Here is a 24885-nt window from a genome sequence, read left to right on the forward strand (position 1 = left end):
CCCCTTAAAACTTGACCGGTTGGCCGGTTCTGACACTTTCATCGGCCGCCAGGCAGATCCTCAGCGACTGCACCGCGTCGTCCATGTGCCGCGTGAGGTCGATGTCCTCGCGGATCGCCTTCAGCACATAGGCCTGCTCGCGGTCGCACAGTTCCTGGTGGCAGGGCTCGCCGGCCATCTTCAGGTCCTCGTCCGGCGACAGGAACCTGCCGTCCGGGCCGGTGGCCGCGTTGTGCAGGCGGATGACCGCCGTCTTGGTGTGGGTGTCGATGTCGTCCGACTTGGCGTTCGGGTCCATGACGATAGAGACGGAGCCGTTCGGCGACATGACGTCCTTCACGAAGAAGGCCGTTTCCGAGATCATCGGCCCCCAGCCCGCCTCGTACCAGCCGAGCGAACCGTCGTCGAAAAGCACCTGGAGATGGCCGTAATTGTACATGTCCGGCGCGATCTCGTCGGAGAGGCGCAGGCCCATGCCGCGCACCTCGACCGGTTTGGCGTCGGTGATCTGGCACATCACGTCGACATAGTGCACGCCGCAGTCGACGATCGGCGGCGTCGTCTGCATCAGCGCCTTGTGGGTCGCCCAGGTCGGCCCGCTCGACTGCTGGTTCAGGTTCATGCGGAAGACATAGGGCCCGCCGAGCTTGCGCGCCTCCTCGATGAGCCGCATCCAGGAAGGATGGTGGCGCAGGATGTAGCCGACGACGAGCTTGCGGCCGTTCGCCTTCGCGCAGGCCACCACCCGCTCGGCATCCGCCACGGTCGTCGCCAGCGGCTTTTCGAGGAAGACATGGGCGCCCGCTTCCATCGCGGCGATCGCATATTCGGCATGGCTGTCCGAATAGGTGTTGATCGAGCAGAGCTCCGGCTTCAATTCGCGCAACGCGTCGGGGAAGGACGGATGGATCTCGTAGCCCTCCAGCCCCGCCGGGACGGGAACCTTCGAGCGGTTGACGAGGCCGATGATCTCAAAGCCCGGATTCTCATGGTAGGCGAGCGCATGGCTGCGGCCCATATTGCCGAGGCCGGCGGACAGGACGCGAATGGGGGATGTGGCAGAACTCACTTGACTGCTCCCGAAGTGATGCCGCGGATCAGCTGCCGCGAGAAGATGAAGTAGAGGATGAGAACGGGCAGGATCGCGAGCGAGAGCGCGGCGAGCACTGCATTCCAGTTGGTGACGAACTGGCCGATGAAGATCTGCGAGCCCAGCGTCACCGTCTTGGTCGCCTCGCTCGGCGCCAGGATCAGCGGAAACCACAGGTCGTTCCAGATCGGGATCATGGTGAAGACCGCGACCGTTGCCATGGCCGGCCTGACGAGCGGCAGGACGAGGCGGAAGAAGATCGCATATTCCGAAAGGCCATCGATGCGTCCGGCATTCTTGAGGTCGTCGGAGACGGTCCGCATGAACTCGGAGAGGATGAAGACGGCGAGCGGGATGCCCTGCGCGGTATAGACGAGGACCAGCGCCGTCAGCGTGTTGACGAGCCCCGTCGCCACCATGCCCTGCAGGATCGCCACCGTGCCGAGACGGATCGGGATCATGATGCCGATGGCAAGGTAGAGGCCCATCAGCGTGTTGCCGCGGAAGCGGTATTCCGAGAGCGCGAAGGCAGCCATGGCGCCGAACAGCAGCACCAGCGCGATGGAGGCCACCGTGACGATGAAGCTGTTCTGGAAGTAGGTCGCGAAATCCCCCTGCCCCAGCACCGTCGTATAGCCGACGAGGTCGAAGGTCTCCGGCGTCGGAAGCTGCATCGGGTTGCGGAAGATGGCGTTGCGATCCTTCATCGAGTTGATGAGCGTCAGGAACACCGGGAAGACCGAGATGATCGCGTAGCCGATCAGCGCCAGGTGGACGAGCGACGTGCGGGTCAGCGAAGTGCGTGCTTTGGACATGTCCGGCCCTCCCGATCAGAACTGGTAGCGACGCATGCGCCGCTGGATGGCGAAGAGATAGAGCGAGACGCCGGCGAGGATGATGAGGAACATGACCGTCGCGATCGTCGCACCCATCGAGCGGTCACCGAGCTGGAGCTGGAAGCCGAAGAAGGTGCGGTAGAGCAGCGTGCCGAGGATGTCGGTGGACTTGTCAGGCCCCGCCAATGCGCCCTGCACGGTGTAGATGAGGTCGAAGGCGTTGAAGTTGCCGACGAAGGTGAGGATCGAGATGATGCCGATGGCGGGCAGGATCAGCGGCAGCTTGATCTTCCAGAACTGGCTCCAGCCGGTGACGCCGTCGCATTCGGCCGCCTCGATCACCTCTTCAGGGATGTTGAGCAGCGCCGCATAGATCAGCATCATCGGAATGCCGACATATTGCCAGACCGAGATCAGCGACACGGCGATCAGCGCCGAACCCGGCTTACCGAGCCAGGGCGAGAAGAAGGACTTCAGGCCGACCAGATCCATCAGGTAGGGCGAGACGCCCCAGATCGGCGAGAGGATCAGCTTCCAGATGAAGCCGACGATCACGAAGGACAGCAGCGTCGGCAGGAAGATCGCCGTGCGGTAGAAGGCGGCAAAGCGCAGCTTCGGGATCGACAGCATGGCCGCGAGCGCCACCCCGATCGGGTTCTGCACCAGCATGTGGATGATGAAGAAGATGACGTTGTTCTTCAGCGCGTTCCAGAAATCGGCCGCCCAGCGCTCGTCGCCGAACAGCACCTTGAAGTTGCCGAGGCCAACGAAGGCCGGCTGGCCGTCCACCGTGTTGAACAGCGACAGGCGCAGCGTCTCTATGAGCGGCAGGATCATGACCGCCGAATAAACGATGAAGGCCGGCAGCAGGAAAACGCCGATATGCCAGCGCCTTGGCCGCCTGATCGGCCCCGTTGCCTCATGGGAAGAAGGTATGTCGCTCATGGCCCAGCGTGCCCCGTCCGGTTGTTGTTGGTTAGGTCCGCATGCACGGACGCGTTGCGCGGCCGGTTGTGCCGCACATGACAAATTCAGCATACACGATAGTGCCGGGGTCGCTCCCCGATTTTGCCTTGCGGCGTCCTGACCTCTCCATCTTCGGAAAGATCGGGGGCACCCAGCCCCTCATCCGGCCTGCCGGCCACCTTCTCCCCGCAAGCGGGGAGAAGGAGACTTGCCGCAACGTCTCGGTCCCCTCTCCCCGCTTGCGGGGAGAGGGCTGGGGTGAGGGGCATTCCCCTCCCCGCACATTAATTTGTCCCGGTCTTAGTTGGCCGGCTTGTACCAGCTGTCGAGGCCCTTCTGGAGCTTCTCGCCGGCCACCTCAGGCGTGTCCGTGCCGTTGATGACGTTGGCCGATTCGGTCCAGGTCTCGTTTTCGAGGTTCGGCGTGCCGCGCGACAGGATCTGGTAGGTCGAGCGGATCGTCGGCTGGCACTTCTCGCGCCAGGAGACGAATTCCTGCGCCAGCGGGTCGTTCATCTTCACGGCCGTCGAGTTCAGGCTGAAGAAGCCCGGCAGCGAGTTGGCGTAGATGTCGGCGAATTCCGGCGAGGCGACGAAGCTCAGGAACGTCTTGGCGGCCTCCGCATTGCCGCTCTTGGCGTTGAGGCCGATGCCGATGTCGTTGTGGTCCGAGATGTAGCAGGTGTCGCCGGCATTCTTCACCGGCGGCGGGAACGCGCCCATCTTGAACTGCGCCTGCGTGTTGAACAGGCCGATTTCCCACGAGCCGGCCGGGTAGATGGCAGCGCGGCCGAGCGTGAAGAGGTTCTGGCTGTCCGGATAGGTCTGGGCTTCGAAACCGTCGCCGAGATAGTCCTTCCACTTGGCGAGAACGCGGTAAGGCTCGACCCAGGCGTCGTCGGTCAGCTTCTGCGTGCCGGCGATCAGCGCCTTGCGGCCTTCCTCGCCCTTCCAGTAAGTCGGGCCGATGTTCTGGTAGCCCATGGTCGCGGCCTCCCAGAGGTCCTTCGTGCCCATGGCCATCGGGATGTAGCTGCCCTCTTCCTTGATCTTGTCGAGCGCGGCGAAGAATTCGGCTTCCGTTGCCGGAACGGCGATGCCGAGCTGGTCGAAGGCGTCTTTGTTGTAGATGAAGCCGTGGATGACCGAGGCCATCGGCACGCAGAAGGTCGTCGCGCCGTCGTCCGTCGTCCAGGCGGACTTGGCGACGTCGGAGAAGTTCTCCATGCCCGGCAGGTCGTTCAGGCCGGCAAGGTGCCCCTTGTTGAAGAGTTCGAGCGAGGCGTCGAACGGACGGCAGGTGATCAGGTCGCCGGCCGAGCCGGCGTCGAGCTTGGCGTTCAGCGCGGCGTTGTATTCGGTCGGCGCGGTCGGCGAGAAGACGACCTTGATGCCGGGATTCTTGGCTTCGAAGGCCGGGATGATCTTTTCCTGCCAGATGGACAGGTCGTCGTTGCGCCAGCTTTCGACCGTCAGCGTGACGTCCTGCGCCTGGGCAAGCCCGGCCGTGCCGAGGATGCTCGTGGCGAGCAACAGGCCTTTGATTGCGGTGCGTGTCATTTCATTCTCCCCTTTTATGCGCCGCGGCGCGTTTTGAGACCAGTTTATCCAAGGGTTTTCAGGGCGCGCCGGAGGCTCTGCCCCGCGCGGTCCAGCGCCGCCTCGGCCGCGCCGGCATCCCGCGCCCCCGCAGCGAGCAGCACGGCCGTCTTGACCGAGCCTTCGGAGCGCTGAAGGAGGCGTTCCGCCTCGTCGAGCCCGACACCGGAAATGTCGGAGACGATGCGGCAGGCACGTCCTCTCAGTTTGATGTTGTCGGCCTTGAGATTGACCATGTGGCCATCGTGCACATGGCCGAGATGCACGCCGACGAGCGTGGAAAACATGTTGAAGGCGATCTTCTGCGCCGTGCCGGCGCCCATGCGCGTCGAACCTGAAATGACCTCCGGCGGCGTTTCGAGCAGGATCGCCACATCGGCCCCCTCGAACAGCGCGGCGCCGGGATTGTTGGCGAGCGCCACGACCCGGGCGCCCTTCTCCTTCGCATGGGATGCGATCGCCAGCGCATAGGGCGTGTTGCCGCTCGCCGAAACGGCGACCACGCAGTCGCGCGCGCCGATGCCTGCCGCCGCGGCGTCGCCGACGGCGAGCGCACGGTCGTCTTCGTAGCCGCCCGCCAGGTCTTCGAGGCTCGCAGCCCCGCCGGCGAGCAGGATGACGATGCGATCGCGGGAAATGCCGTAGGTGCCGGGAAGTTCGAGCGCGTCGGCCATGGCCATCAGGCCGGAGCTGCCGGCGCCCACATAGACCAGGCGTCCGCCGGACAGAAGCGCATCGGCCGCAAGACGGGCGGCAGTGGCGATATCGGCAAGCGCCGTATCGACGGCGCCGGCCGCGACCTTCTGGGCATCCGCAAGCACTTTCAGCACATCCACGGGCTGACGCTCGTCCAGCCCGCTTGCCTGATCGTGTCTGCCTTCTGTCCTGCCTGCAGCCATCGCCGTGTCTCCTCTGGCCGGAATTAATGCCAAAAAAATACCAATTGTCCATAGGAAATTAATTTTTGAGACCACTTTTTTGATCTCAAATATTTTTATCATTTAAAAACAGCAGTTTGAACGAAAGCTTATTTTCGGCATCACCATACCCCTTGGTTAATGGTATTTTTTTGGTATCGTTGTGCTCGGAGGTGCCCATGACAGATCTTATTCTCGGTATCGACGGCGGGGGGACGAGTTGCCGCGCGGCGGTCGCACGCCCGGACGGCTCCATCCTGGGGCGCGGCAAGAGCGGCGCGGCCAATATCCTCACCGATCCCAACAATGCGATCATCTCCATCGCGGAAGCGGCCAGGGCCGCCTATCGCGACGCCGGGCTCGACGAGGCCGGCGTCGACGGCGCCTCCGCCTTCCTCGGCCTTGCCGGCACCAATGTCGGCGATCTCACCCGCTACGTGCACGACCGCCTGCCCTTCCGCCATACGGACATCGATTCCGACGGCCTGATCGCCCTGCAGGGCGCGATCGGCGATACCGACGGGGCCGTCGCGATCCTCGGCACCGGCTCCATCTATATGGGGCGCAAGAACGACGTGGTCCGCTATGTCGGCGGCTGGGGCTTTACCGTCGGCGATCTCGGCGGCGGCGCGCGCATCGGCCACGCGGCGCTCCAGGAAGCGCTGCTCGCCCATGACGGCGTGCATCCGCGCTCGGGCCTCACGGATGCCATTCTCGACGAGTTCAAGCACGATCCGCGCGGCATCGTCGAATTCGCCCGCCTCTCCAAGCCCGGCGATTTCGGCCGCTATGCCCCCCTCGTCTTCACCCGCGCGAAGGAGGGCGACCCGCAGGCGATCGCCATCGTCACGGCGGGGGCGGCAAGCGTCAACGAATCCCTCGACGCCATCATGGCGCTGGCCGGCGCGCCGCGCCTCTGCCTGCTCGGCGGCCTTGCCCCGCTCTATCCGCAATGGCTCTCCGAACATCACCGCGCGATCCTGGTGGAGGCTGAAGCGGACGCCCTGACCGGCGCCGTGGCGCTTGCCGCCAAGGGTTACAGAGAGCGAACGGGAGCTGCCGCATGACCACGCCCCTTGCCGCGATCCTCACGCCGGAAAGCCTGCAGTCGGGCGTGCCCGGCCCGCTCTATGTCAAGCTGCGCCAGATGCTGGAGGAGGCGATCACCTCGGGCAAGCTGAACTACGGCGACGCCCTGCCCGCCGAGCGCGACCTTGCCGACCACGCCAATGTCAGCCGCGTCACCGTGCGCAAGGCCGTCGACGACCTCGTCAAGGACGGCCTGCTGGTACGCCGCCACGGCTCCGGCACCTTCGTCGCCAAGCCCGTCGCCAAGGTGCAGCAGTCGCTCTCCCGCCTCACCTCCTTTACCGAGGACATGGCCCGGCGCGGCCTCGTCACCCGCGCCGAATGGCTGGACCGCGGCCTGTTCCACCCCTCGCCGGACGAAATGATGATGCTCGGCCTTCCTGCCGACGCCCTCGTTGCGCGGCTCGGGCGCCTGCGCGTCGCCGACGACATGCCGCTCGCCATCGAGCGCGCCTGCATCTCGGCGGAATTCCTGCCGGATCCGATGCAGGTCACGACCTCGCTCTATGCCGCGCTGGAAAAACGCGGCTGCCGGCCGGTGCGCGCCGTGCAGCGCATCTCCGCCTACAACATGAAGGATCCGGACGCGGCCATGCTTGGCGTGCCCGCCGGCTCCGCCGGGCTTTCCATCGAGCGGGTGTCCTATCTGCGCTCCGGCCGGGTGGTCGAGTTCACCCGCTCCATCTATCGCGGCGATGCCTACGATTTCGTCGCCGAACTGACGCTTTCCGAGACGTGACCAACCGCAAAGGCAATTCCATGCAGACCAACATGCGCAAAGAGATCAACGAAATCCCGGAAGCGGCGGCGCGGCTGCTCGAAAATTCCGCCAGCGCCGTCACGGCGGCCGGCAAGGCACTGCGGGAGCGTGATCCGCAGTTCTTCGTCACCGTCGCCCGCGGCTCCTCCGATCATGCCGCGCTCTTCCTGAAATATGCGATCGAGCTCACCGCCGGCCGGCCCGTCGCCTCGCTCGGCCCGTCGCTCGCCTCCATCTACGGCGCGAAGCTGAAGCTCGGCGGCGCGGCCGCCATCGCCATCTCCCAGTCCGGCAAGAGCCCCGACATCGTCGCCATGGCCGAGGGCGCGACCAAGGGCGGCGCGATCTCCATCGCGCTCACCAACACCCTGCCCTCGCCGCTGGCGGATGCCTGCTCGCACTCGCTCGATCTTTCCGCCGGCCCGGAACTTTCCGTCGCCGCGACGAAATCCTACGTCAACTCCATCGTCGCCGGCCTTGCCGTGCTCGCCGAATGGACGGGCGATTCCGACCTCGACCGCGCCGTGAAGACCCTGCCGGAACAGTTCGCGAAGGCCGTGGCGCTCGACTGGTCCGACCTTGCCGGTGACCTCAAGGACGCCCAGTCGCTCTACGTGCTCGGCCGCGGCCCGGGCCTTGCGATCGCCAGCGAGGCGGCGCTGAAGTTCAAGGAAACTTCCGGCATGCACGCAGAGGCCTATTCCTCCGCCGAAGTGCTGCACGGCCCGGTCGCCCTCGTCGGCCCGTCCTTCCCGGTCATCGCGCTTGCCGCACGCGACGCGGCGGAAGCCTCGGTCACCGGCATGGCCGACAGCCTCGCCGACCGCGGCGCCTATGCCTGCGTCACCGCCGCCGGCGCAAAAAGCGCGCGAAAGCTCCCCTTCGTCGCCACCGGCCATCCGATCACCGATGCGCTCGCCCTCATCGTGCCGTTCTACGGCTTCGTGGAGGCCTGGTCGCGCGGCAAGGGCCTCGATCCCGACAAGCCGGTCAACCTGAAGAAAGTGACGGAAACCCGATGACAGCGCTCACCGCCCTTACCGGCGCCCGCATTTTCGACGGCGATCTGTGGCACGAGGACAGCGCGCTGCTGATCGCGGATGGCAAGGTCACGGCCATCGCGCCCCTTCGCGATGTGCCGGCCGACGCCCGCGCCGTGCCGATGGACGGGCTGTCCCTCGTCCCCGGCTTCATCGACCTGCAGGTCAATGGCGGCGGCGGCGTTCTGCTCAACGAGCGGCCGGACCTCGAAGGCATCCGCACGATCTGCGCCGCCCATGCCCGCTTCGGCACGACGGCCCTCCTGCCGACGCTGATCACCGACAATGTTCAGGTGACGACGGAAACCATCGCCGCCGGCCTTGCGGCGCAGCAGGCGAAGGTGCCGGGCTTTCTCGGCCTCCATCTCGAAGGCCCGCATCTTTCGGTCGCCCGCAAGGGCGCGCATGACCCGAACCTCATCCGCCCGATGGAAGACGACGACCTCGCCCGCACCATCGCGGCGCGAAAGGGCCTCGATGCCCTCCTGATGACACTGGCACCGGAAAACGCCACCAACGACCAGATCGCCGCGCTCCATGCGGCGGGCGTCACCGTCAGCCTCGGCCATTCGGATTGCAGCTACAGGACCGCCGCCGCCGCCGTCGAGGCCGGCGCCGGCATGATGACCCATCTCTTCAACGCCATGAGCCCGCTCGGCCACCGCGAGCCCGGCATGGTGGGCGCGGCGCTCGATCTCGGCCATCTCAATGCCGGCCTGATCGCCGACGGCTTCCATGTCGATCCGGCCTCCATCGGCGTGGCCCTGAGGGCCAAGCGCGGCCCCGGCCGGATCTTCCTCGTCACCGACGCGATGTCGACCATCGGCACCGACATGACGAGCTTCTTCCTCAACGGCCGCGAGATTTTTCGCGAAGGCGGGCGCCTGACGCTAGCCGACGGCACGCTCGCCGGCGCCGATATCGACATGGCCTCCTGCATCCGCTTCATGCGCGACCACGTCGGCCTCGACCTGGAGGAGGCGCTGCGCATGGCCTCGCTCTACCCGGCCGAGGCGATCGGCATGACCGGCCGCAAGGGCCGTCTCACCCACGGCCATGACGCCGACATCGCCGTCATCGACGGCAATATCAACGTCCTCTCCACCTGGATCGCCGGCACGCCGGTCTTCGCCGCCTGATGCCTCCGCCGCGGTTCTTGCGGGCCGCGGCGGAATCGGCTCTACCCCGTCGGATGATCTGACGTATCGATCCGGGAGCGCCCCATGCAATTGATCTTCGACGGCCACAACGACGTCCTGCTTCGCCTGTGGGAGAATGCCCGCAAGGGCGCCGACCCGATCGCTGAATTCATCGACGGAACGGACCAGGGCCATATCGACGCGCCGCGCGCGAAGAAGGGCGGCCTTGCCGGCGGCTTCTGCGCCATGTTCATCCCGCCAGTGGAGGACTATCCGCCGCGCGAGGTCGACGAGAACGGCCACTACAACATCCAGATGGTCGGGCCGCGCGAGCATGCCGACGCGCTGAAGATCGCGCTCGACATGGCTGATATCGCCGCCCGGCTGGAACAGGCCGGCGGCCTTTCGATCTGCCGCTCCACGGCGGCGATCCGCGCGGCCATGGATGCCGGCCGCTTCGCCGCCGTGCTCCATATCGAGGGCTGCGAGCCGATCGCCGAGGACCTGTCGAACCTCGAAAGCTTCCATGACAAAGGCCTGCGCTCGCTCGGCCCCGTCTGGAGCCGCCACAACCTGTTCGGCCATGGCGTGCCCTTCGCCTATCCCTCCTCGCCCGATACCGGGCCGGGCCTGACGGCGGCCGGCGTCGAACTGGTGAAGGCCTGCGACCGGCTCGGCATCATGATCGACCTCGCCCACATCACCGAACAGGGTTTTTGGGACGTGGCGCGCGAAAGCACGCAGCCGCTCGTCGCCACCCATTCCAACGCCCACGCCCTGACGCCGATCTCGCGCAACCTCACCGACCGCCAGCTCGACGCGATCCGCGAGCGCAAGGGCATTGCCGGCCTCAACTACGCCACGACCATGCTGAGGGCCGACGGCCTCGAAAACCCCGAAACGCCGCTTTCCGACATGGTGCGCCACATCGACCACATGGTGGAGCGCATGAGCATCGACTGCGTGGCGCTCGGCTCGGATTTCGACGGCGCGACCATTCCCGGCGCGATCCACGACGCCGCCGGCAGCCAGGCGCTCGTCGAGGCGCTGCGCCAGACCGGCTACAGCGAGGACGACCTCGCAAAGCTTTGCCGGGAAAACTGGCTGCGGCTCCTCAGGACCGTCTGGCGCGAAGCCTGACCAGAACAACCGGAAGGACATCATGGCCAAGCCCCTCATCGAACTCTGCGTCGAAGGCATCGACGGTTTCATCGCCGCCCAGGACGCCGGCGCCGACCGCGTGGAACTCTGCGCCAGCCTGGTGGAGGGCGGCCTGACGCCGAGCCTTGCGACGATCCGCGCCGCGGTGAAGGCGGCCAGGATCCCCGTCCATGTCATCATCCGCCCGCGCGGCGGCGACTTCCTCTATTCGCAGACGGAATTCGAGACGATGGTGGAGGACGTCATCGCCCTTAGGCACGAAGGCGTTTCCGGCGTCGTCATCGGCTGCCTGACGCCCGACGGCAGGATCGACGAGGCGCGCACGAAGCGGCTGGTCGAGGCCGCCCGGCCGATGTCCGTCACCTGCCACCGCGCCTTCGACATGACGGCCGATGCCGGCGAGGCGCTGGAGGCGCTCATCCGCTGCGGCGTCGACCGCGTGCTGACCTCCGGCCAGCGCGACACCGCGCTGGAGGGCCTCGCCATCCTCAAGGCCGCCAACGAGCAGGCCGCCGGCCGCATCGTCATCATGGGCTGCGGCGCGCTCGATGCGGACAACATCCGAAAGGTCCGCGACGGCGCCAATCTCACCGAACTGCACTTCGCTGCGCTGAAGACCGTGCCAAGCGGCATGGCCTTCCGCAACCCGCATGTCGGCATGGGCGGCACCGAGAAGGACCGGGAATACGAGGTGACGCTGACCGACGGGGACGCGGTGCGCGCCGCCATCGCCGCGGCAAAATCGTGAGAACAAGTGCGGCAAAAGCGAAAATGCTTCAGCGCCGGCTTGCAAGCGGGCCGCTCCTCCTTACGTTGAAGACGGAACAAGGAGACCTGCCATGCCGCTGACGATTTCTGCCGCCCCCCGCCTCCGCACGGCCATCGCCGCCGGCCTGATGGCGCTTGCCGCCCTGCCCGCCGCCGCCGAGACGGTCGGCAAGGTCGGCGTCGACTGGATCGGCAACGACATCTATGTCGACGCGGTGACCGATCCGGAGGTGTCCGGCGTCACCTGCCACGTCACCTATTTCGACCGCAGCGTCATCGACCGGCTGAAGAAGGGCAACTGGTTCGAGGACCCCTCGAACAACGCCATCTCCTGCCAGCAGACCGGTCCCATCACCATCGGCGACATCGACCTCGACCGCAGCGGCGAGGAGGTCTTCAAGTCCGGCCTGTCGCTGATCTGGAAGTCGCTGATCGTCACGCGCATCTACGACAGGAAGAACGACACGCTGATCTATCTCGCCCATTCGCGCGAACTGACGGAAGGATCGGCGAAGATGTCGATCTCCACCGTGCCGCTCTATGGCGAGACGGTCACCTGGACCAACGGCAAGCCCTGAAAAACGCCCCGGCACCTGAAGAGGTCCGGGGCGTTTCCATTGATGGGGCAGCGGTTTACTTGACGTAGACAACCTTGCCGCCATCACCCGATGTCTGGATCTCGATGACGTTCTGCAGCTGGACGTTCTTGGACGCCAGTGCTTCGGCAAGGCCCGGCTCGCCCTGCAGCTCGGCCTGGACCTTTTCCATCGTGATCGGGTCGTTGGCCTTGAGGCTCAGGCGCTCGGCTTCGCCGCGCTTGCTGTCGTCAGCCTCCAGCGAGGACAGCGTGACGACATTCACATTGTCCGCGCTGATCGAGCCCGTGGACATGCTGTCCGAGGTCATGGGCACCGTGGCATCCTGGGCATAGGCGATGCCCGCCGCCGGCGCGGCGACAAGAAGCGAAGCAAGGGCAATGGTAACGGTCTTCTTCATAAGAATTCTCCATGTTTTCTCTATGGGAAGCATGGAGGAAACGATGCGGGCTTCGCATGGTTCCTGATAAATCGCCGCGAAACCGCGCATTATTAAATGTTAATTTAGGATACTATACTGCAGATGACGTCAAACGGCAGAAGGCACCCCGCCGCAAACCGGCCGGGCGCCTGAAATCCGAAGGTTCGCGCCGCGATCAGGCGGCCTGGGCGAGCTCGTCGGCGATGACGGTATCGAGGTTGAGGAAGCAGACCATCGACTTCTCCAGCGCGACGATGCCGCGGCAGAAGGCGCGCTGGGCTTCCGGGATGATTTCCGGCGCCGGCTGGAGGGCTTCGCTCTTGATGGTCATCATGTCGGAGACCTGCTCGACGAGCAGGCCGACGAGCTTGCCGGCAATGTCCGTGACGATGATCGCCGAGCGCTCGGACGGCTCCGTCATCTTCATGCCGAGGCGGCAGGCCATGTCGATGACCGGGATCACCGCGCCGCGCAGGTTGATGAGCCCAAGCACATAGGGCGGCGTGTGCGGCATCGGCGTCACCGGCGCCCAGCCGCGGATTTCGCGGATGGCCATGATGTCGATGCAGAATTCCTGCTCCCCGAGATGGAAGGAGACGATTTCGAGATAGGCGCCGGACTGCTTCAGGGCGTTGGACATGGTGAGGCTCTTTCCAATCGACGATGGACTTGTTGGAATGCGCTGCACGCCGTCTCCGGCGCACGGCGGACATCATGTCCAGCGGGTCTGACCGGCCCTTTGCGCGTTGTCCGAAAGTGGCAAAGAGAGATTAAACAATGGCTAAGGAACGGCACCGGAAACTGGTATTTCAGCAACTTTTGATGAAATACCGGGCACCGGAACACCTTCCGTTACGGCAGTCCGGCCCGGTTTGAAATCCCGCCATTCCGGTCTATACTTGCCCCATGGACAAGACCGCCCGCCGATACACCGCCCTGCCCGCCGCGCTCATCATGCTCGGCCTCGGCGTGATGGCCGCCACCGCCGCCTTTGCCGGCTGGGTGGAGCATGGCACGGCGATCTTCCTCAGCCTTGCCGAATCCGGCATGGCCTGGTGCTTCTGATCACAATTCCGCGAGACGCCGATCCCGCTTCGCATTGCGGCAATTGGCCCGTTTGCGCGCGTCCGGCCGAAGGACTATGACACCGGCAGACCTCGGACCTTGCTTATCGAAGGACTGCCATGAAGACCCTGCGCCTCGTACTGTGGATCGCCGTCGCGCTCGTCGCGGCCCTGCTCGGCTGGCTGACGCTGGAAATGACCAAAACGAAGGAAGAGGTCGCGGGCGGCCCGTTCGGCGTGCCCTTCGAGCTCGTCGCGCAGGATGGCAAGCCGATCACCGAAAAGGCCTTCACCGGCAAGCCCACCGCCCTCTTCTTCGGCTTCACCCATTGCCCGGAAGTCTGCCCGACGACGCTGTTCGAGATGAACGGCTGGCTCACCAAGGTCGATCCCGACGGCTCGAAGCTGCAGGCCTATTTCGTCACCGTCGATCCCGAGCGCGACACGCCGGAGCTGATCGGCCAGTATGTCGGCAACGTCTCCAAGCGCATCACCGGCATTTCCGGCCCGGTGGACAAGGTGCTGGACATGGTCAAGGGCTACCGCGTCTACTATCGCAAGGTGCCGCTCGACGAAGAGAAGCCCGACGGGGACTACACGATGGACCACACGGCCTCCGTCTTCCTGCTCGACGCGACCGGACGCTTCGTCGGCACCATCGCCTACGGCGAGAACCCCGAGGTCGCCGAGCAGAAGCTCGCCAACCTGATCAAGGGATAAGGCTGCCGGCGGGCGATCCGCCTTTGCCCTCGGCTTTCGGACATGCTAGGCGGGCCTGAAACAACAGGAACCCCGAGCCGTGAGCGAAATCCGCCTCTACATCACCACGACCGAGAAGCGGGCCGAGATCGCCCTCTCGCTGATGACCGACGTCTTCGAGGACGAAGGCTATGCCATCGCGACGATGGAGATCGACGAGAAGAAGGACATCTGGGAAGCCTCCGTCTACATGTTCCGCAAGGACGAGGCGGAGATCCACGCGCGTTTCGCCGCGCTGCTTGCCGGCGAGTTTCCCGATGCGACGATCGAGCGCGAGGAGCTTCCCGACATCGACTGGATCGCCAAGTCGCTGGAGGGCCTGAAGCCCGTGCGCGCCGCCCGTTTCGTCGTTCATGGCTCGCATGATCGCGGCAAGGTGCGGGCCGGCGAGATCGCCATCGAGATCGACGCGGGCCAGGCCTTCGGCACCGGCCATCACGGCACGACGGCGGGCTGCCTGGAGGTGATCTCCGACGTGATGCGCGCGCGCAAGGTCAGGCGCGTGCTCGACCTTGGCACCGGCAGCGGCGTGCTGGCGATCGCCGCGCGCAAGCTTGCCCCGGTCACGGTGCTGGCGACGGATATCGACCCGGTCGCCACCCGCGTCGCGCGCGAGAACGTCCGCCTCAACGGCATCGCCTCCGGCATCACGCTGGAGACGGCGCCGGGCTTCCACTCCACCGCCTTCGGCCGCCACGGCCCCTTCGACCTCATCATCGCCAACATCCTCGCCCGGCCGCTGATGCGCATGGCGCCGCAGCTCGCCGCCCAGTTGGCGCCGCAGGGCGACGTCATCCTGTCCGGCATCCTCGCCTCGCAGCGCTGGAAGGTGCTTGCCGCCTATAACGGCGCGGGCCTGCGCCATGTGCGCACGATCTGGCGCGAAGGCTGGGTGACGATCCATCTCGACAATCGCCGGTAACGCACCGGCTTGAAGCGGGGTGGCAACATCCCGCTTCAACATCAGAGAATTGCAGGCAAAAGAAAAGGCGGTGCCAGAGGCACCGCCTATGGGCCGGCGAACCGACCTGCCCGCGAGCTTGAGGAGGAGGAGTGCTCAAGCGGGCCTATGTGTTCCGAGCGCCTTCCCGGAGGAGGGAGGAGGAGTGACCGGCAAGACGCCTGATCGGAACACCTAGTCTTTTGCCTTTCGGCAGTTCATTTTGCGATCCGAAGGACTGGAGGAGCTTTCACTTCGTTTCGCTTAAAGCGCGTTTTGTTTCGCTTCGTTGGCGCCGCTTATACTGGATTCGAAAATTTGCGACAGGGCCTTTGGAACATGGGTGCCATGCACGGAATGCATAAGTCCAATTGCAGGCCTCTTCCCGATGCCGCAGGGTTTTCCTGAGCATGGCCGCCATCGTCATCCCGCTCATCGCGCTTGCGGTCATCGTCTTCGTGCTGTGGGTCGCGATTCGCGCCAATATCGAGGCGCGCAAGACCCCCTACCGGGTCGAAAGCACCACCCGCACCGAGGCGGAGCGCCGCCGCATCGCCGAATCCCTGCGCGATGCCCTCAGCCGCAAGCCGCTCGGCGCGGCGCTGGCCGAACGGCTCTGGCGCAAGCTGACGAACGAGATGCCCGGCAACGGCGTGATCTACGACCATCACCGGGATTTCTGCGGCCATGGCCTCATCCGCACCGAAGACGGCGTCATGCTGGCCGACGTGCAGGACGGCGGGATCTATTTCGGCCCGCCCATCGCGGAGTGGAAGACCGAGGAGGACTTCGTCGCCTTCCTCGCCCGCCAGTCGGATTTCTCGATGAGCGGCTGGGATGCCGGCGAACCCGCCTTCTTCACCGAGGACGACTGGTATCGCAACAACCAGCGCCTGACCCGCGCTGTGCTGGAGCGCTATCTCGCCCGCCTTTGACGCGGCCGGCCGATGGGCTAAAGCGCATCGCGATCTTTCAGATTCGCTCCTTGCGCCTTAGCTCTCTGGTTTTTCGCATGTCGTTGGCGCAAAACCGCTGCACACTTTTGCGCGACATGCTTTAGATTGCCGGCACGATTCATCGCCATACCGGAAGTCTTCCATGTTCCAGAGTTTCGACGTCACCTCCACGCCCCAGTTCGGCCGCGAACGCGCCGAGGCGCTGCGCGCCACCTTCGATGCGCTCGGCATCGACGGCTTTCTCGTGCCGCGCGCCGACGAATACCAGGGCGAATACGTGCCGGCCTCGGCCGAGCGCCTCTCCTGGCTGACGGGCTTCACCGGCTCGGCCGGCGTAGCGCTCGTCATGCGTGGTGCGGCCGTGGTCTTCGTCGACGGCCGCTATGTCACGCAGCTCGCCGAGCAGGTGGACGGCAGCGTCTTCACCGGCGGCGACCTCGTCGGCGAACCGCCGCATCTCTGGCTGCAGAACCACGCGCCGAAGGGCTTCCGCCTCGGCATCGACCCGTGGCTGCACACCGGCGCGGAGGTGCGCCGGCTGGAAAAGGCGCTTGCCGGCCTTGGCGGCGCCCTCGTCTTCCTGCCCCACAACCCGCTCGACAAGGCCTGGACCGACCGTCCGGGCGAACCGCTCGGCCGCGTGACGATCCAGGCGATCGACCAGGCCGGGGAACTGGCCAGGGACAAGCTCGCCAAGATGGCGGAGGCGACCGCCGGGGCCGGCGCCGATGCCCTCGCCGTCACCGATCCCTCCTCCATCGCCTGGATCTTCAACATCCGCGGCAGCGACGTGCCGCACACGCCGCATCCGCTGGCCCGCGCCATCATTCCGGCAGAGGGTCGCCCCCAGCTCTTCCTCGACAAGCGAAAGACCGGCATCGAGCCCGAGGCCTACCTCACCCAGCTCGCCGACCTCGTGCCGCCGTCGCAGTTCGACGAGCGCATCGCGGCGCTCGCCGCCGAGGGCAAGCGCATCCTGATCGATCCCGACCAGGCGCCCTTCGCGCTTGCCGAGATCGTGCGCCGCAAGGGCGGCACGCTTGTCGAGGCCGCCGACCCGGCCCGCCTGCCCCGCGCCTGCAAGAATGCCGTGGAGCTGCAGGGCTCCGCACGCGCCCACCTTCAGGACGGCGCGGCCATGGTGGAATTCCTCGCCTGGCTCGACGGGACGACGCCCGGCACGCAGACCGAGATGGCCGTCACGAAGAAGCTGGAGGCCGTGCGCGCCAGCGTCGGCGAGCGCCACCAGAACCCGCTGAAGGACGTGTCCTTCGACACGATTGCCGGCGCCGGCGCCCATGCCGCCATCATGCACTATCGCGTCACCACCGCGTCGGACACCGTCATCGAGCCCGGCACGCTCTTCCTCATCGATTCCGGCGCGCAATACATCAACGGCACGACGGACATCACCCGCACGGTGGCGATCGGCGCGGTGCCGGACGAGCAGAAGCGCTTCTTCACCCTGGTGCTGAAGGGCATGATCGCGATCAGCACCGCGCGCTTCCCGAAGGGCACGCGCGGCTGCGACCTCGATCCGCTCGCCCGCATCGCGCTGTGGAAGGCCGGCGCCGACTTCGCCCATGGCACCGGCCACGGCGTCGGCTCCTATCTTTCGGTGCACGAGGGCCCGCAGCGCATTTCGCGGCTTTCGACGCAGGAGCTGCTTGCCGGCATGATCCTGTCCAACGAGCCCGGCTACTACCGCCCCGGCGCCTTCGGCATCCGCATCGAGAACCTGATCCACGTCCTGCCGGCGGCCCCGGTCGAGGGCGGCGACATGGACATGCTCGGCTTCGAGACGCTGACCTTCTGCCCGATCGACCGCCGGCTCGTCGTGCCGGCGCTGATGACGGACGAGGAGCTTGCCTGGCTCAACGCCTACCACGCGGATGTGCGCGAGAAGATCACGCCGCTGCTGGCGGACGACGCGACGAAGCGCTGGCTGGAAAAGGCGACGGCGCCGGTCAGCCGATGACCTGACGCAGGACCATCACGACGACCCAGCCGATGGCCAGCACCGGCAGCAGCGAAAGACGCAGGCCAACGAGGAGGGCGACCGCCATCGTCAGGCTGACATCCAGCCCGCCCGTCACGGCTGCCGGCGCCACCAGCGTGGTGAGCACGGCGGCCGGAACGGCGTTCAGCGCCGCTTCGGCGCGCGGCGGGATGCGCTTCATGCGCGTGATGAAGACGTAGCCGCCGACGCGCGTGAGATAGGTCGCGATCGCGCCGGCGGCGATGATCAGAAGCGTCTGCATATGGAACAGCGTATCCATGCTCACGCCTCCCCTTCCACGACATCGCCGACCGCGGCCTCGTCGCCGTCGAGCGGCATGAGCGCGGCAACGAGGATGCCGGCCAGCGCACCCAGGCTGACATGCCAGGGCGAACCGACGAAATGCAGCGCCAGGATCGAGCCCGCCGAGGAGGCCAGCACCACCGGCAGCCAGTTCGCCCGGCTGCGGAAGCCGAGCACGAGGCCCATGAAGTAGATCGGCAGCAGCACGTCGATGCCGATCGCCTTGGGGTCGCTGATCAGGTTGCCGAGCAGGCCGCCGACGACCGTCAGGCAGAGCCAGGGTACATAGACGCTGAGGCCGAGCACCAGGGACCAGATATAGCTGACGCGGATGCCCGCATCGGCGCGGCGTTCGGTTTCGGCGAACTGCGGATCGGTGAGGAAGAACAGCGACGTCGCCTTCTGCCAGAAGGTGAGATGCCGGATATGGGCGGCGATCGCCGCCGAATAGAGCACATGCCGGAAATTCACGGCGAAGATCGACAGCACCACCAGCCAGGGCGCGACATTGTGATCGAAGAGCTCGACGCCGACGAGCTGGCTGGCGCCGGCATAGAGCGTCGCGCTCATCAGCGCCGCCTCCGCGATCGTCAGGCCGTTGTCGATGGCGACGGCACCGAACAGGACGGCAAACGGCGCCGCGGCGATCGCCACGGCGCTGCCACGCCGGAAGGCATCGCGGATTTCATCTTTCGTGGCGGGGGTCATGGGTCTGCTCTATCTCGGGATCGTACAGCCATAGAGCAGCAAGGGTCCACCTGCAAACCAATATGGCTGATGCATCGTTCAGCGCCGTTGATCGATCAGCGTCGAATTTCGCCTGATGCTGATGGATGTAGCCCCCTCTCCTCCGTCATGGTCGGGCTTGACCCGACCATCCACAACCCCGGGTGCCGCGTGGATGGTCGGGTCAAGCCCGACCATGACGAAAGAGAGGTAGAGCCAAGCGAAAGAGAGATGGCGCCGGGCGGAAGAGAGGTGGAGCCATGGATATGGCGCCAGACGAATAGAGAGGTGGCGCCCAGACGGAAGAGTGGCGCCTGGCGGTGCCGAAAATCACCCCTTCTTGAGCTGGAACGTGTGCTCGGGCCCCGGGAAACTGCGCGCCTTCACCTCTTCGGCATAGGTCGCGAAGGCCTCGCTCATGACGGGCGCGAGATTGGCGAAATGCTTGACGAAGCGCGGCTTGAAATCCGTGAAGATGCCGAGCACGTCGTCGACGACCAGCACCTGCCCATCGCAGGCCGGCGAGGCGCCGATGCCGATGGTCGGCACCTTGACCTTGCCGGTGATCTCGCGCGCCAGCGGCTCGACCGTGCCCTCGATGACGATGGCGAAGGCGCCGGCTTCGTCGATGGCCGCGGCGTCCCGGCGGATCTTCTCGACTTCCTTGTCGTTGCGGCCGAGCGAGCGGTAGCCGCCGGTCGTGTTGATGAGCTGCGGCATCAGGCCGACATGGCCGAGCACCGGGATGCCGCGCTGGGTGAGGAAATGCACCGTCTCGGCCATTTCCGCGCCGCCCTCCAGCTTGATCGCCGAACAGCCGGTTTCCTTGAGCACCCGGGCGGCCGTCGCAAAGGCCTGTTCCTTCGACTGCTGGTAGGAGCCGAAGGGCAGGTCGACGACGACGCAGGCATTGGACGAGCCGCGCATGACGGCCTGGCCATGGGCGATCATCATCTCGATCGTCACGCCGACGGTGGAATCGAGGCCGTAGAGCACCATGCCGAGGCTGTCGCCGACCAGCATGAAATCGACATGCGGATCCATGAGCTTGGCGACCGGGGTCGTATAGGCGGTGAGGCTGACGATCGGGCGCTCGCCCTTGAGGGCCCTGATATCGGCGGGCGCCAGTCGGCGCTTGGCGGTGTGTACGCTCATGTCACGCTACCTTTTTCGCGTTTTTCGGGCCAAGAACCCGGTTATCGAGGAGTTTCGTGCTCCCAAAGCGCACGAAAAGCAACAAAAGAACCGGCCTGTCGCCGACCGTGTCGATCTTGGCGAGCGTCTGCGGATCGCGGATCGCGACCACTTCGGGCCTTGCCAGCGGCTCGCTGGCAAGGAAGGCGGCAACGCCCGCCTCCAGCCGTTTCGCATCGGTCTCGCCGGCCATGATCAGCCGCTCGGCCTCCTCCAGCGCGCGCGGCACGATGACCGCAGCGGCGCGCTCCTCGGCCGAAAGGTAGACATTGCGGGAGGAACAGGCGAGCCCGTCCGCCTCCCGCACCGTCGGCACGCCGATCACCTCGACCGGCTGCGCCAGGTCCTCGGCCATGCGGCGGATGATGGCGAGCTGCTGGAAATCCTTCTCGCCGAAATAGGCGCGGTCCGGCTGGGCGATGTTGAAGAGTTTCGTCACCACCGTCGCGACGCCCGCGAAATGACCCGGACGCACCGAGCCTTCCAGCTCGCTGCCGAGCGTCGGCACGTCGACGACGGTCTCCATCGGCCGCGGATACATGTCCGCGACGCCGGGCGCGAAGAGATAGTGCACACCTTCCGCCTCCAGCATCGACTGGTCGCGGACAAGATCGCGCGGATAGCGCGCCAGATCCTCGTTGGCGCCGAACTGCAGGGGATTGACGAAAATGGTGGCGACGACGATGTCGTTGCCGGCACGGGCGCGGCGGGCAAGCTCCATATGGCCGACATGCAGGTAGCCCATGGTGGGCACGAGGCCGATCGTGCGGCCGTCCAGCCGGTGCGGGGCCAGCGCCGCGCGCAGGTCCGCGATGGTGGTGAAGGTCTGCATCGGCGGTTCCTCCTTGCTCTCGCCCTCTCCCGCGGGCGATGCCCCCGCTCGATCTCTGCGGATCGTTTGAGGAGGCGCCGTTTTCTATCTTGTGCAGCGCAAAAAGACAATCGGCAAACACCTTTGGCGGCGATAGGCCTCGCCGCTGGGCAGGGTTGCGTTTTGCGCACTGTACTTTTCGTGCAAGGGCCAGTAGAGAGCGCACCAGCAAGCTCGTCGCGGACGGGCTGAGAGCGCGACGCATGATCGTTGCGGAACCCGAATTCCGAAAGACCCTCGATGACAAGTTTTGAAGGCCTCGCTCCGGCGATGGCAAAGGCGTTGGAAAAACGCGGCTATACCACTTTGACGCCGGTGCAGGTCGCCGTCTCCGACCCGAAGATCGGCGATGCGGATGCGCTGGTCTCCGCCCAGACCGGCTCCGGCAAGACCGTCGCCTTCGGCCTCGCGCTCGCTCCGACGCTGCTTCAGGGCGAAGAGCGTTTTGCCCGCGCCGGGAACCCGCTTGCCCTCGTCATCGCCCCGACCCGCGAACTCGCCATGCAGGTCAAGCGCGAGCTGGAATGGCTCTACGAGATGACTGGCGCCGTCATCGCCTCCTGCGTCGGCGGCATGGACGTGCGCAACGAACGGCGCGCGCTGGAGCGCGGCGCCCATATCATCGTCGGCACGCCGGGCCGCCTGCGCGACCACATCACCCGCGGCAATCTCGATCTGTCCGATATCCGCGCCGTCGTGCTCGACGAGGCCGACGAGATGCTCGACCTCGGCTTCCGCGAAGACCTCGAATTCATCCTGGAAGCGGCGCCGGAAGACCGCCGCACGCTGATGTTCTCGGCCACGGTGCCGAAGGAGATCGCCGCGCTCGCCAAGAACTACCAGCGCGAGGCGCTGCGCATCTCGACCGCCGCCGAGCGCGAACAGCATGTCGACATCGACTATCGCGCGCTGCTGGTCGTGCCGGCCGACCGCGAGAACGCCATCATCAACGTTCTGCGCTACTACGATGCGCAGAACGCCATCGTCTTCTGTTCGACGCGCGCGGCGGTGAACCACCTGACCGCCCGCTTCAACAACCGCGGCTTCTCGGTCGTCGCCCTCTCCGGCGAACTCAGCCAGAACGAACGGACCCACGCGCTGCAGGCCATGCGCGACGGCCGCGCCCGCGTCTGCATCGCCACCGACGTCGCCGCGCGCGGCATCGACCTGCCGAACCTCGAGCTCGTCGTGCATGCCGACCTGCCGACCAACCCGGAAACCCTGCTGCACCGCTCGGGCCGCACCGGCCGTGCCGGCCGCAAGGGCGTCAGCGCGCTCATCGTGCCGCTCAGCGCCCGCCGCAAGGCCGAGCGCCTGCTGCAGGCGGCGAACCTCAAGGCCAACTGGGCGACCCCGCCGTCCGCCGAGGACATCCTGCGCCGCGACGACGAGCGCCTGCTCGCCGACCCGATGCTGACCGACGCGATCGGCGAAGACGAGGTCGAGACGATCGACGCCCTGGCCGCACGCTTCGATGCCCGCCAGCTTGCCGCCGCCGTCGCCCGCTTCTTCAAGGCCGGCCGCTCCGCGCCGGAAGACCTGGTCGAGGTGTCGCTCGAGCAGCGCAAGCCGCGCGAGCGCGGCAACGACTTCATCCCGGCCGAAACCAAGCGCCCGCGCGAGGGTTTCGGATCGAGCGTGTGGATCTCCGTCTCGGTCGGCCGCAAGCAGCGCGCCGAACCGCGCTGGCTGATCCCCATGCTCTGCCGCAACGGCAGCATCACCAAGAACGAGATTGGCGCGATCAAGATGCAGCCGGAGGAGACCTATATCGAGCTCTCTGCCGATGCCGCCGACGGCTTCCTCGGCCATCTCGGCCCGAACAGCATGCTGGAGCGCGGCATCCGCGTCACCGTGCTGGAAGGCCAGCCCGACCTGACGCCGCAGCCCTATACGCGCACGCCCGGCGAGAAGACGCAGCGCTACGACCGGCCGGAACGCCGCGCCGACTGGAAGCCGAAGGGTGACTTCGACAAGAAGCCGCGTTTCGAGAAGAAGCGCGATTTCGACAAGCCGGAAGGCGCTGCCGCCAAGCCGCACTGGAAGGACCGCGAGGACGGCGGCAAGAAGCCGGCAAAGCCGTTTGCCGGCACAAAACCCTTCAAGGGCAAGCGCGATGAAAAATTCGCCAAGCCCGAAGGCGCCGCGCGCAAGCCGAAGGGCAAGAAGCCGGACCGCTTCTGACGCGGCCGGCGCGTTTGGCCGTGGCTTGGCGACACACCGCGCGCCATTCTCAACGTCATCCTCGGGCTTGACCCGAGGATCCAAATCCACCGCGTGCCGGTGGGATGGATGCTCGGGTCAAGCCCGAGCATGACGGAGGAGAGTGTAGCAGGAGCCAAGGCCAACAGGCCTGTCGATCCAGCGCGGAACTTTCATCACCGCGCCGCATTACCCTCGCGCTTTTGCGAGGGGATATTCATGACACGCGCCGAGGGCGACAAGGACGAATTCAGCCGCTTCGTGACCGGGCTCGGCCGGGGCGTCGCCGGCGCCCTCCTCCTGGCGCTGCCCATGCTGATGACCATGGAAATGTGGTATCTCGGCTTCTACATGGCGCGCGAGCGCCTGTTCCTGCTGCTGCTGCTCAACATCCCCCTGCTCATCCTGCTCGCCCACCGCATCGGCTTCGAGAAGACCTTCAGCTGGCGCGAGGCGACACGCGACGCGGCGATCGCCTATGGTATCGGCATCGTGACCAGCCTGGTGGTGCTGACGGCGCTCGGCCTCCTGCGCGGCGGCATGCCGGCGAGCGAGCTTGTCGGCAAGGTCGCCCTGCAATCGGTCCCCGCCAGCATCGGCGCCATGCTCGGCCGCAGCCAGCTCGGCCATGACGAAGGCGACGCCGATACGAAGGAGACGAGCTATCCCGGCGAACTGCTGCTAATGGCGGCCGGTGCGCTGTTCCTCTCGCTCAACATCGCGCCGACCGACGAGATGATGGTGCTCGCCTACAAGATGACGACCTGGCACGCCCTCGTCGTCGCCGTCCTCTCCATCGCCCTCATGCACGGCTTCGTCTATGCGGTGTCCTTCACCGGCGGCCACGAGCTTTCGCCGCAAACGCCCTGGTGGCACGCCTTCGTGCGCTTCACCCTGCCCGGCTATGTCATCGCGCTGGCGATCAGCATCTTCGCGCTGTGGATCTTCGAGCGCCTTGGCGACAGTTCGCCGGTCGAGATCATGCTGTCCGTCATCGTGCTCGGCTTTCCCGCCGCGCTCGGCGCCGCCGCCGCGCGGCTGATCCTGTGAGGCCGACATGACCCGTTCAGAACAGGGTCGCCACAGGGAACGCCATGATCCGCACTGGATCGAGTGGCTGACAGGCCTCGTTTCCGCCCTGCTGATCGCCGGCATGCTCGGCTGGGTCGGCTGGGAAGCCTTCACGCGGGAAGCGATGCCGCCGGACCTCTCCGTCACCATTCTCGCCACGCAGAAGGCGAAGGCCGGATACCGCATCACCTTCGACATCGCCAATTCCGCGACCACGACCGCCGCCGCGGTCACCGTCATCGGCCGGCTGATGGACGGCGACAAGATCATCGAGGAGAACCATGTGATCTTCGACTATGTCGCCGCGGAATCGAAATCGACCGGCGCCCTCCTGTTCGAAACCGATCCGGCGGGGCGGCAGGTGGATATCCGCGCCGCCGGCTACACCGATCCCTGACCGCCGGCGGCCTTGAAACCG

General features: G+C 66.0%; 26 protein-coding genes. 15 read left to right on the forward strand and 11 right to left on the reverse strand.

Translation table 11 applies throughout. The features are described 5' to 3' along the window. Window positions 1-4 precede the first annotated feature (4 nt). The 5 genes from MUU56_RS07775 to MUU56_RS07795 form a co-directional block, all read right to left on the reverse strand. Entirely contained in the window at window positions 5-1069 is a 1065-nt protein-coding gene (locus MUU56_RS07775) for a Gfo/Idh/MocA family protein (protein ID WP_244766750.1), read from the reverse strand. Further along, window positions 1066-1905 (reverse strand): carbohydrate ABC transporter permease, encoded by an 840-nt coding sequence (locus MUU56_RS07780; protein WP_064330485.1) that lies wholly within the window; start codon window positions 1903-1905, stop codon window positions 1066-1068. Before MUU56_RS07780 ends, MUU56_RS07775 begins: the two co-directional genes overlap by 4 nt. A 15-nt stretch (window positions 1906-1920) precedes the next feature. Then, entirely contained in the window at window positions 1921-2871 is a 951-nt protein-coding gene (locus MUU56_RS07785; protein WP_244766751.1) for a carbohydrate ABC transporter permease, read from the reverse strand. 321 nt (window positions 2872-3192) lie between these two features. Next, on the reverse strand, window positions 3193-4452 hold the full coding sequence (locus MUU56_RS07790; RefSeq protein ID WP_244766752.1) for an ABC transporter substrate-binding protein: 1260 nt from the start codon (window positions 4450-4452) through the stop codon (window positions 3193-3195). A 44-nt stretch (window positions 4453-4496) separates the two neighbouring features. Next, the gene (locus MUU56_RS07795) at window positions 4497-5390 is read right to left on the reverse strand and encodes an N-acetylmuramic acid 6-phosphate etherase (RefSeq protein ID WP_244766753.1); all 894 of its coding nucleotides are present in this window, start codon (window positions 5388-5390) and stop codon (window positions 4497-4499) included. A gap of 197 nt (window positions 5391-5587) precedes the next feature. Here MUU56_RS07795 and MUU56_RS07800 point away from each other — a divergent pair, with 197 nt between their 5' ends. From MUU56_RS07800 to MUU56_RS07830, 7 genes are all read left to right on the forward strand, one after another. Next, the gene (locus MUU56_RS07800) at window positions 5588-6475 is read left to right on the forward strand and encodes a glucosamine kinase nucleotide-binding domain-containing protein (RefSeq protein WP_244766754.1); all 888 of its coding nucleotides are present in this window, start codon (window positions 5588-5590) and stop codon (window positions 6473-6475) included. Continuing rightward, a complete protein-coding gene (locus MUU56_RS07805) occupies window positions 6472-7236 on the forward strand; it encodes a GntR family transcriptional regulator (RefSeq protein ID WP_133032888.1) in 765 nt (254 codons plus the stop codon). Before MUU56_RS07800 ends, MUU56_RS07805 begins: the two co-directional genes overlap by 4 nt. A 20-nt stretch (window positions 7237-7256) precedes the next feature. Further along, window positions 7257-8279, forward strand: a complete 1023-nt coding sequence (locus MUU56_RS07810; RefSeq protein WP_244766755.1) for an SIS domain-containing protein — start codon at window positions 7257-7259, stop codon at window positions 8277-8279. Continuing rightward, window positions 8276-9436 (forward strand): N-acetylglucosamine-6-phosphate deacetylase, encoded by a 1161-nt coding sequence (nagA, locus tag MUU56_RS07815; protein WP_244766756.1) that lies wholly within the window; start codon window positions 8276-8278, stop codon window positions 9434-9436. The genes MUU56_RS07810 and nagA overlap by 4 nt, the downstream gene beginning before the upstream one ends. Before the next feature lie 84 nt (window positions 9437-9520). Further along, window positions 9521-10576, forward strand: a complete 1056-nt coding sequence (locus tag MUU56_RS07820) for a dipeptidase (RefSeq protein WP_244766757.1) — start codon at window positions 9521-9523, stop codon at window positions 10574-10576. A 22-nt stretch (window positions 10577-10598) separates the two neighbouring features. Further along, complete coding sequence (locus tag MUU56_RS07825) at window positions 10599-11345, forward strand: copper homeostasis protein CutC (RefSeq protein WP_244766758.1); 747 nt, start codon at window positions 10599-10601, stop codon at window positions 11343-11345. A 91-nt stretch (window positions 11346-11436) separates the two neighbouring features. Then, the gene (locus MUU56_RS07830) at window positions 11437-11943 is read left to right on the forward strand and encodes a CreA family protein (RefSeq protein ID WP_398431825.1); all 507 of its coding nucleotides are present in this window, start codon (window positions 11437-11439) and stop codon (window positions 11941-11943) included. A 55-nt stretch (window positions 11944-11998) separates the two neighbouring features. On the opposite strand, the gene MUU56_RS07835 is transcribed toward MUU56_RS07830, so the two are convergent. Together MUU56_RS07835 and MUU56_RS07840 are read right to left on the reverse strand one after the other, a co-directional pair. Then, a complete protein-coding gene (locus MUU56_RS07835; RefSeq protein ID WP_244766759.1) occupies window positions 11999-12361 on the reverse strand; it encodes a hypothetical protein in 363 nt (120 codons plus the stop codon). A gap of 196 nt (window positions 12362-12557) precedes the next feature. After that, the gene (locus tag MUU56_RS07840) at window positions 12558-13022 is read right to left on the reverse strand and encodes a chemotaxis protein CheW (protein ID WP_023514279.1); all 465 of its coding nucleotides are present in this window, start codon (window positions 13020-13022) and stop codon (window positions 12558-12560) included. Window positions 13023-13288: 266 nt separating this feature from the next. Between MUU56_RS07840 and MUU56_RS07845 the strand changes: the two genes are divergently transcribed. The 5 genes from MUU56_RS07845 (at window position 13289) to MUU56_RS07865 (ending at window position 18079) form a co-directional block, all read left to right on the forward strand. Next, window positions 13289-13447 (forward strand): hypothetical protein, encoded by a 159-nt coding sequence (locus MUU56_RS07845; protein WP_244766760.1) that lies wholly within the window; start codon window positions 13289-13291, stop codon window positions 13445-13447. A gap of 119 nt (window positions 13448-13566) precedes the next feature. Continuing rightward, window positions 13567-14166 (forward strand): SCO family protein, encoded by a 600-nt coding sequence (locus MUU56_RS07850; protein ID WP_244766761.1) that lies wholly within the window; start codon window positions 13567-13569, stop codon window positions 14164-14166. A 79-nt stretch (window positions 14167-14245) separates the two neighbouring features. Then, window positions 14246-15127, forward strand: a complete 882-nt coding sequence (locus tag MUU56_RS07855) for a 50S ribosomal protein L11 methyltransferase (protein ID WP_244766762.1) — start codon at window positions 14246-14248, stop codon at window positions 15125-15127. 428 nt (window positions 15128-15555) lie between these two features. Next, a complete protein-coding gene (locus tag MUU56_RS07860) occupies window positions 15556-16080 on the forward strand; it encodes a hypothetical protein (protein WP_244766763.1) in 525 nt (174 codons plus the stop codon). 163 nt (window positions 16081-16243) lie between these two features. Further along, window positions 16244-18079 (forward strand): aminopeptidase P family protein, encoded by a 1836-nt coding sequence (locus tag MUU56_RS07865; RefSeq protein WP_244766764.1) that lies wholly within the window; start codon window positions 16244-16246, stop codon window positions 18077-18079. Here the strand turns inward: MUU56_RS07865 and MUU56_RS07870 are convergent. The 4 genes from MUU56_RS07870 to panC all read right to left on the reverse strand — a co-directional run bounded on the left by MUU56_RS07870 (window position 18069) and on the right by panC (window position 21155). Next, on the reverse strand, window positions 18069-18380 hold the full coding sequence (locus MUU56_RS07870; protein WP_244766765.1) for an AzlD family protein: 312 nt from the start codon (window positions 18378-18380) through the stop codon (window positions 18069-18071). The genes MUU56_RS07865 and MUU56_RS07870 overlap by 11 nt on opposite strands. A 2-nt stretch (window positions 18381-18382) precedes the next feature. Beyond that, window positions 18383-19111 (reverse strand): AzlC family ABC transporter permease, encoded by a 729-nt coding sequence (locus MUU56_RS07875; protein ID WP_244766766.1) that lies wholly within the window; start codon window positions 19109-19111, stop codon window positions 18383-18385. A 348-nt stretch (window positions 19112-19459) separates the two neighbouring features. Next, window positions 19460-20284 (reverse strand): 3-methyl-2-oxobutanoate hydroxymethyltransferase, encoded by an 825-nt coding sequence (gene panB, locus MUU56_RS07880; RefSeq protein ID WP_064330502.1) that lies wholly within the window; start codon window positions 20282-20284, stop codon window positions 19460-19462. A 1-nt stretch (window position 20285) separates the two neighbouring features. Next, complete coding sequence (panC, locus tag MUU56_RS07885; protein WP_244766767.1) at window positions 20286-21155, reverse strand: pantoate--beta-alanine ligase; 870 nt, start codon at window positions 21153-21155, stop codon at window positions 20286-20288. Between the two features lie 279 nt (window positions 21156-21434). Here panC and MUU56_RS07890 point away from each other — a divergent pair, with 279 nt between their 5' ends. The 3 genes from MUU56_RS07890 to MUU56_RS07900 all read left to right on the forward strand — a co-directional run bounded on the left by MUU56_RS07890 (window position 21435) and on the right by MUU56_RS07900 (window position 24864). Beyond that, entirely contained in the window at window positions 21435-23378 is a 1944-nt protein-coding gene (locus tag MUU56_RS07890) for a DEAD/DEAH box helicase (protein WP_244766768.1), read from the forward strand. Window positions 23379-23615: 237 nt separating this feature from the next. Further along, complete coding sequence (locus tag MUU56_RS07895; RefSeq protein WP_244766769.1) at window positions 23616-24446, forward strand: TIGR02587 family membrane protein; 831 nt, start codon at window positions 23616-23618, stop codon at window positions 24444-24446. Window positions 24447-24453: 7 nt separating this feature from the next. Beyond that, window positions 24454-24864: a TIGR02588 family protein gene (locus tag MUU56_RS07900; protein ID WP_244766770.1), complete on the forward strand. Its 411-nt coding sequence runs from the start codon at window positions 24454-24456 to the stop codon at window positions 24862-24864. The last annotated feature ends 21 nt before the right edge of the window (window positions 24865-24885 follow it).

The organism is Shinella yambaruensis (assembly GCF_022899355.1).
Taxonomy (GTDB): Bacteria; Pseudomonadota; Alphaproteobacteria; order Rhizobiales; family Rhizobiaceae; genus Shinella; species Shinella yambaruensis.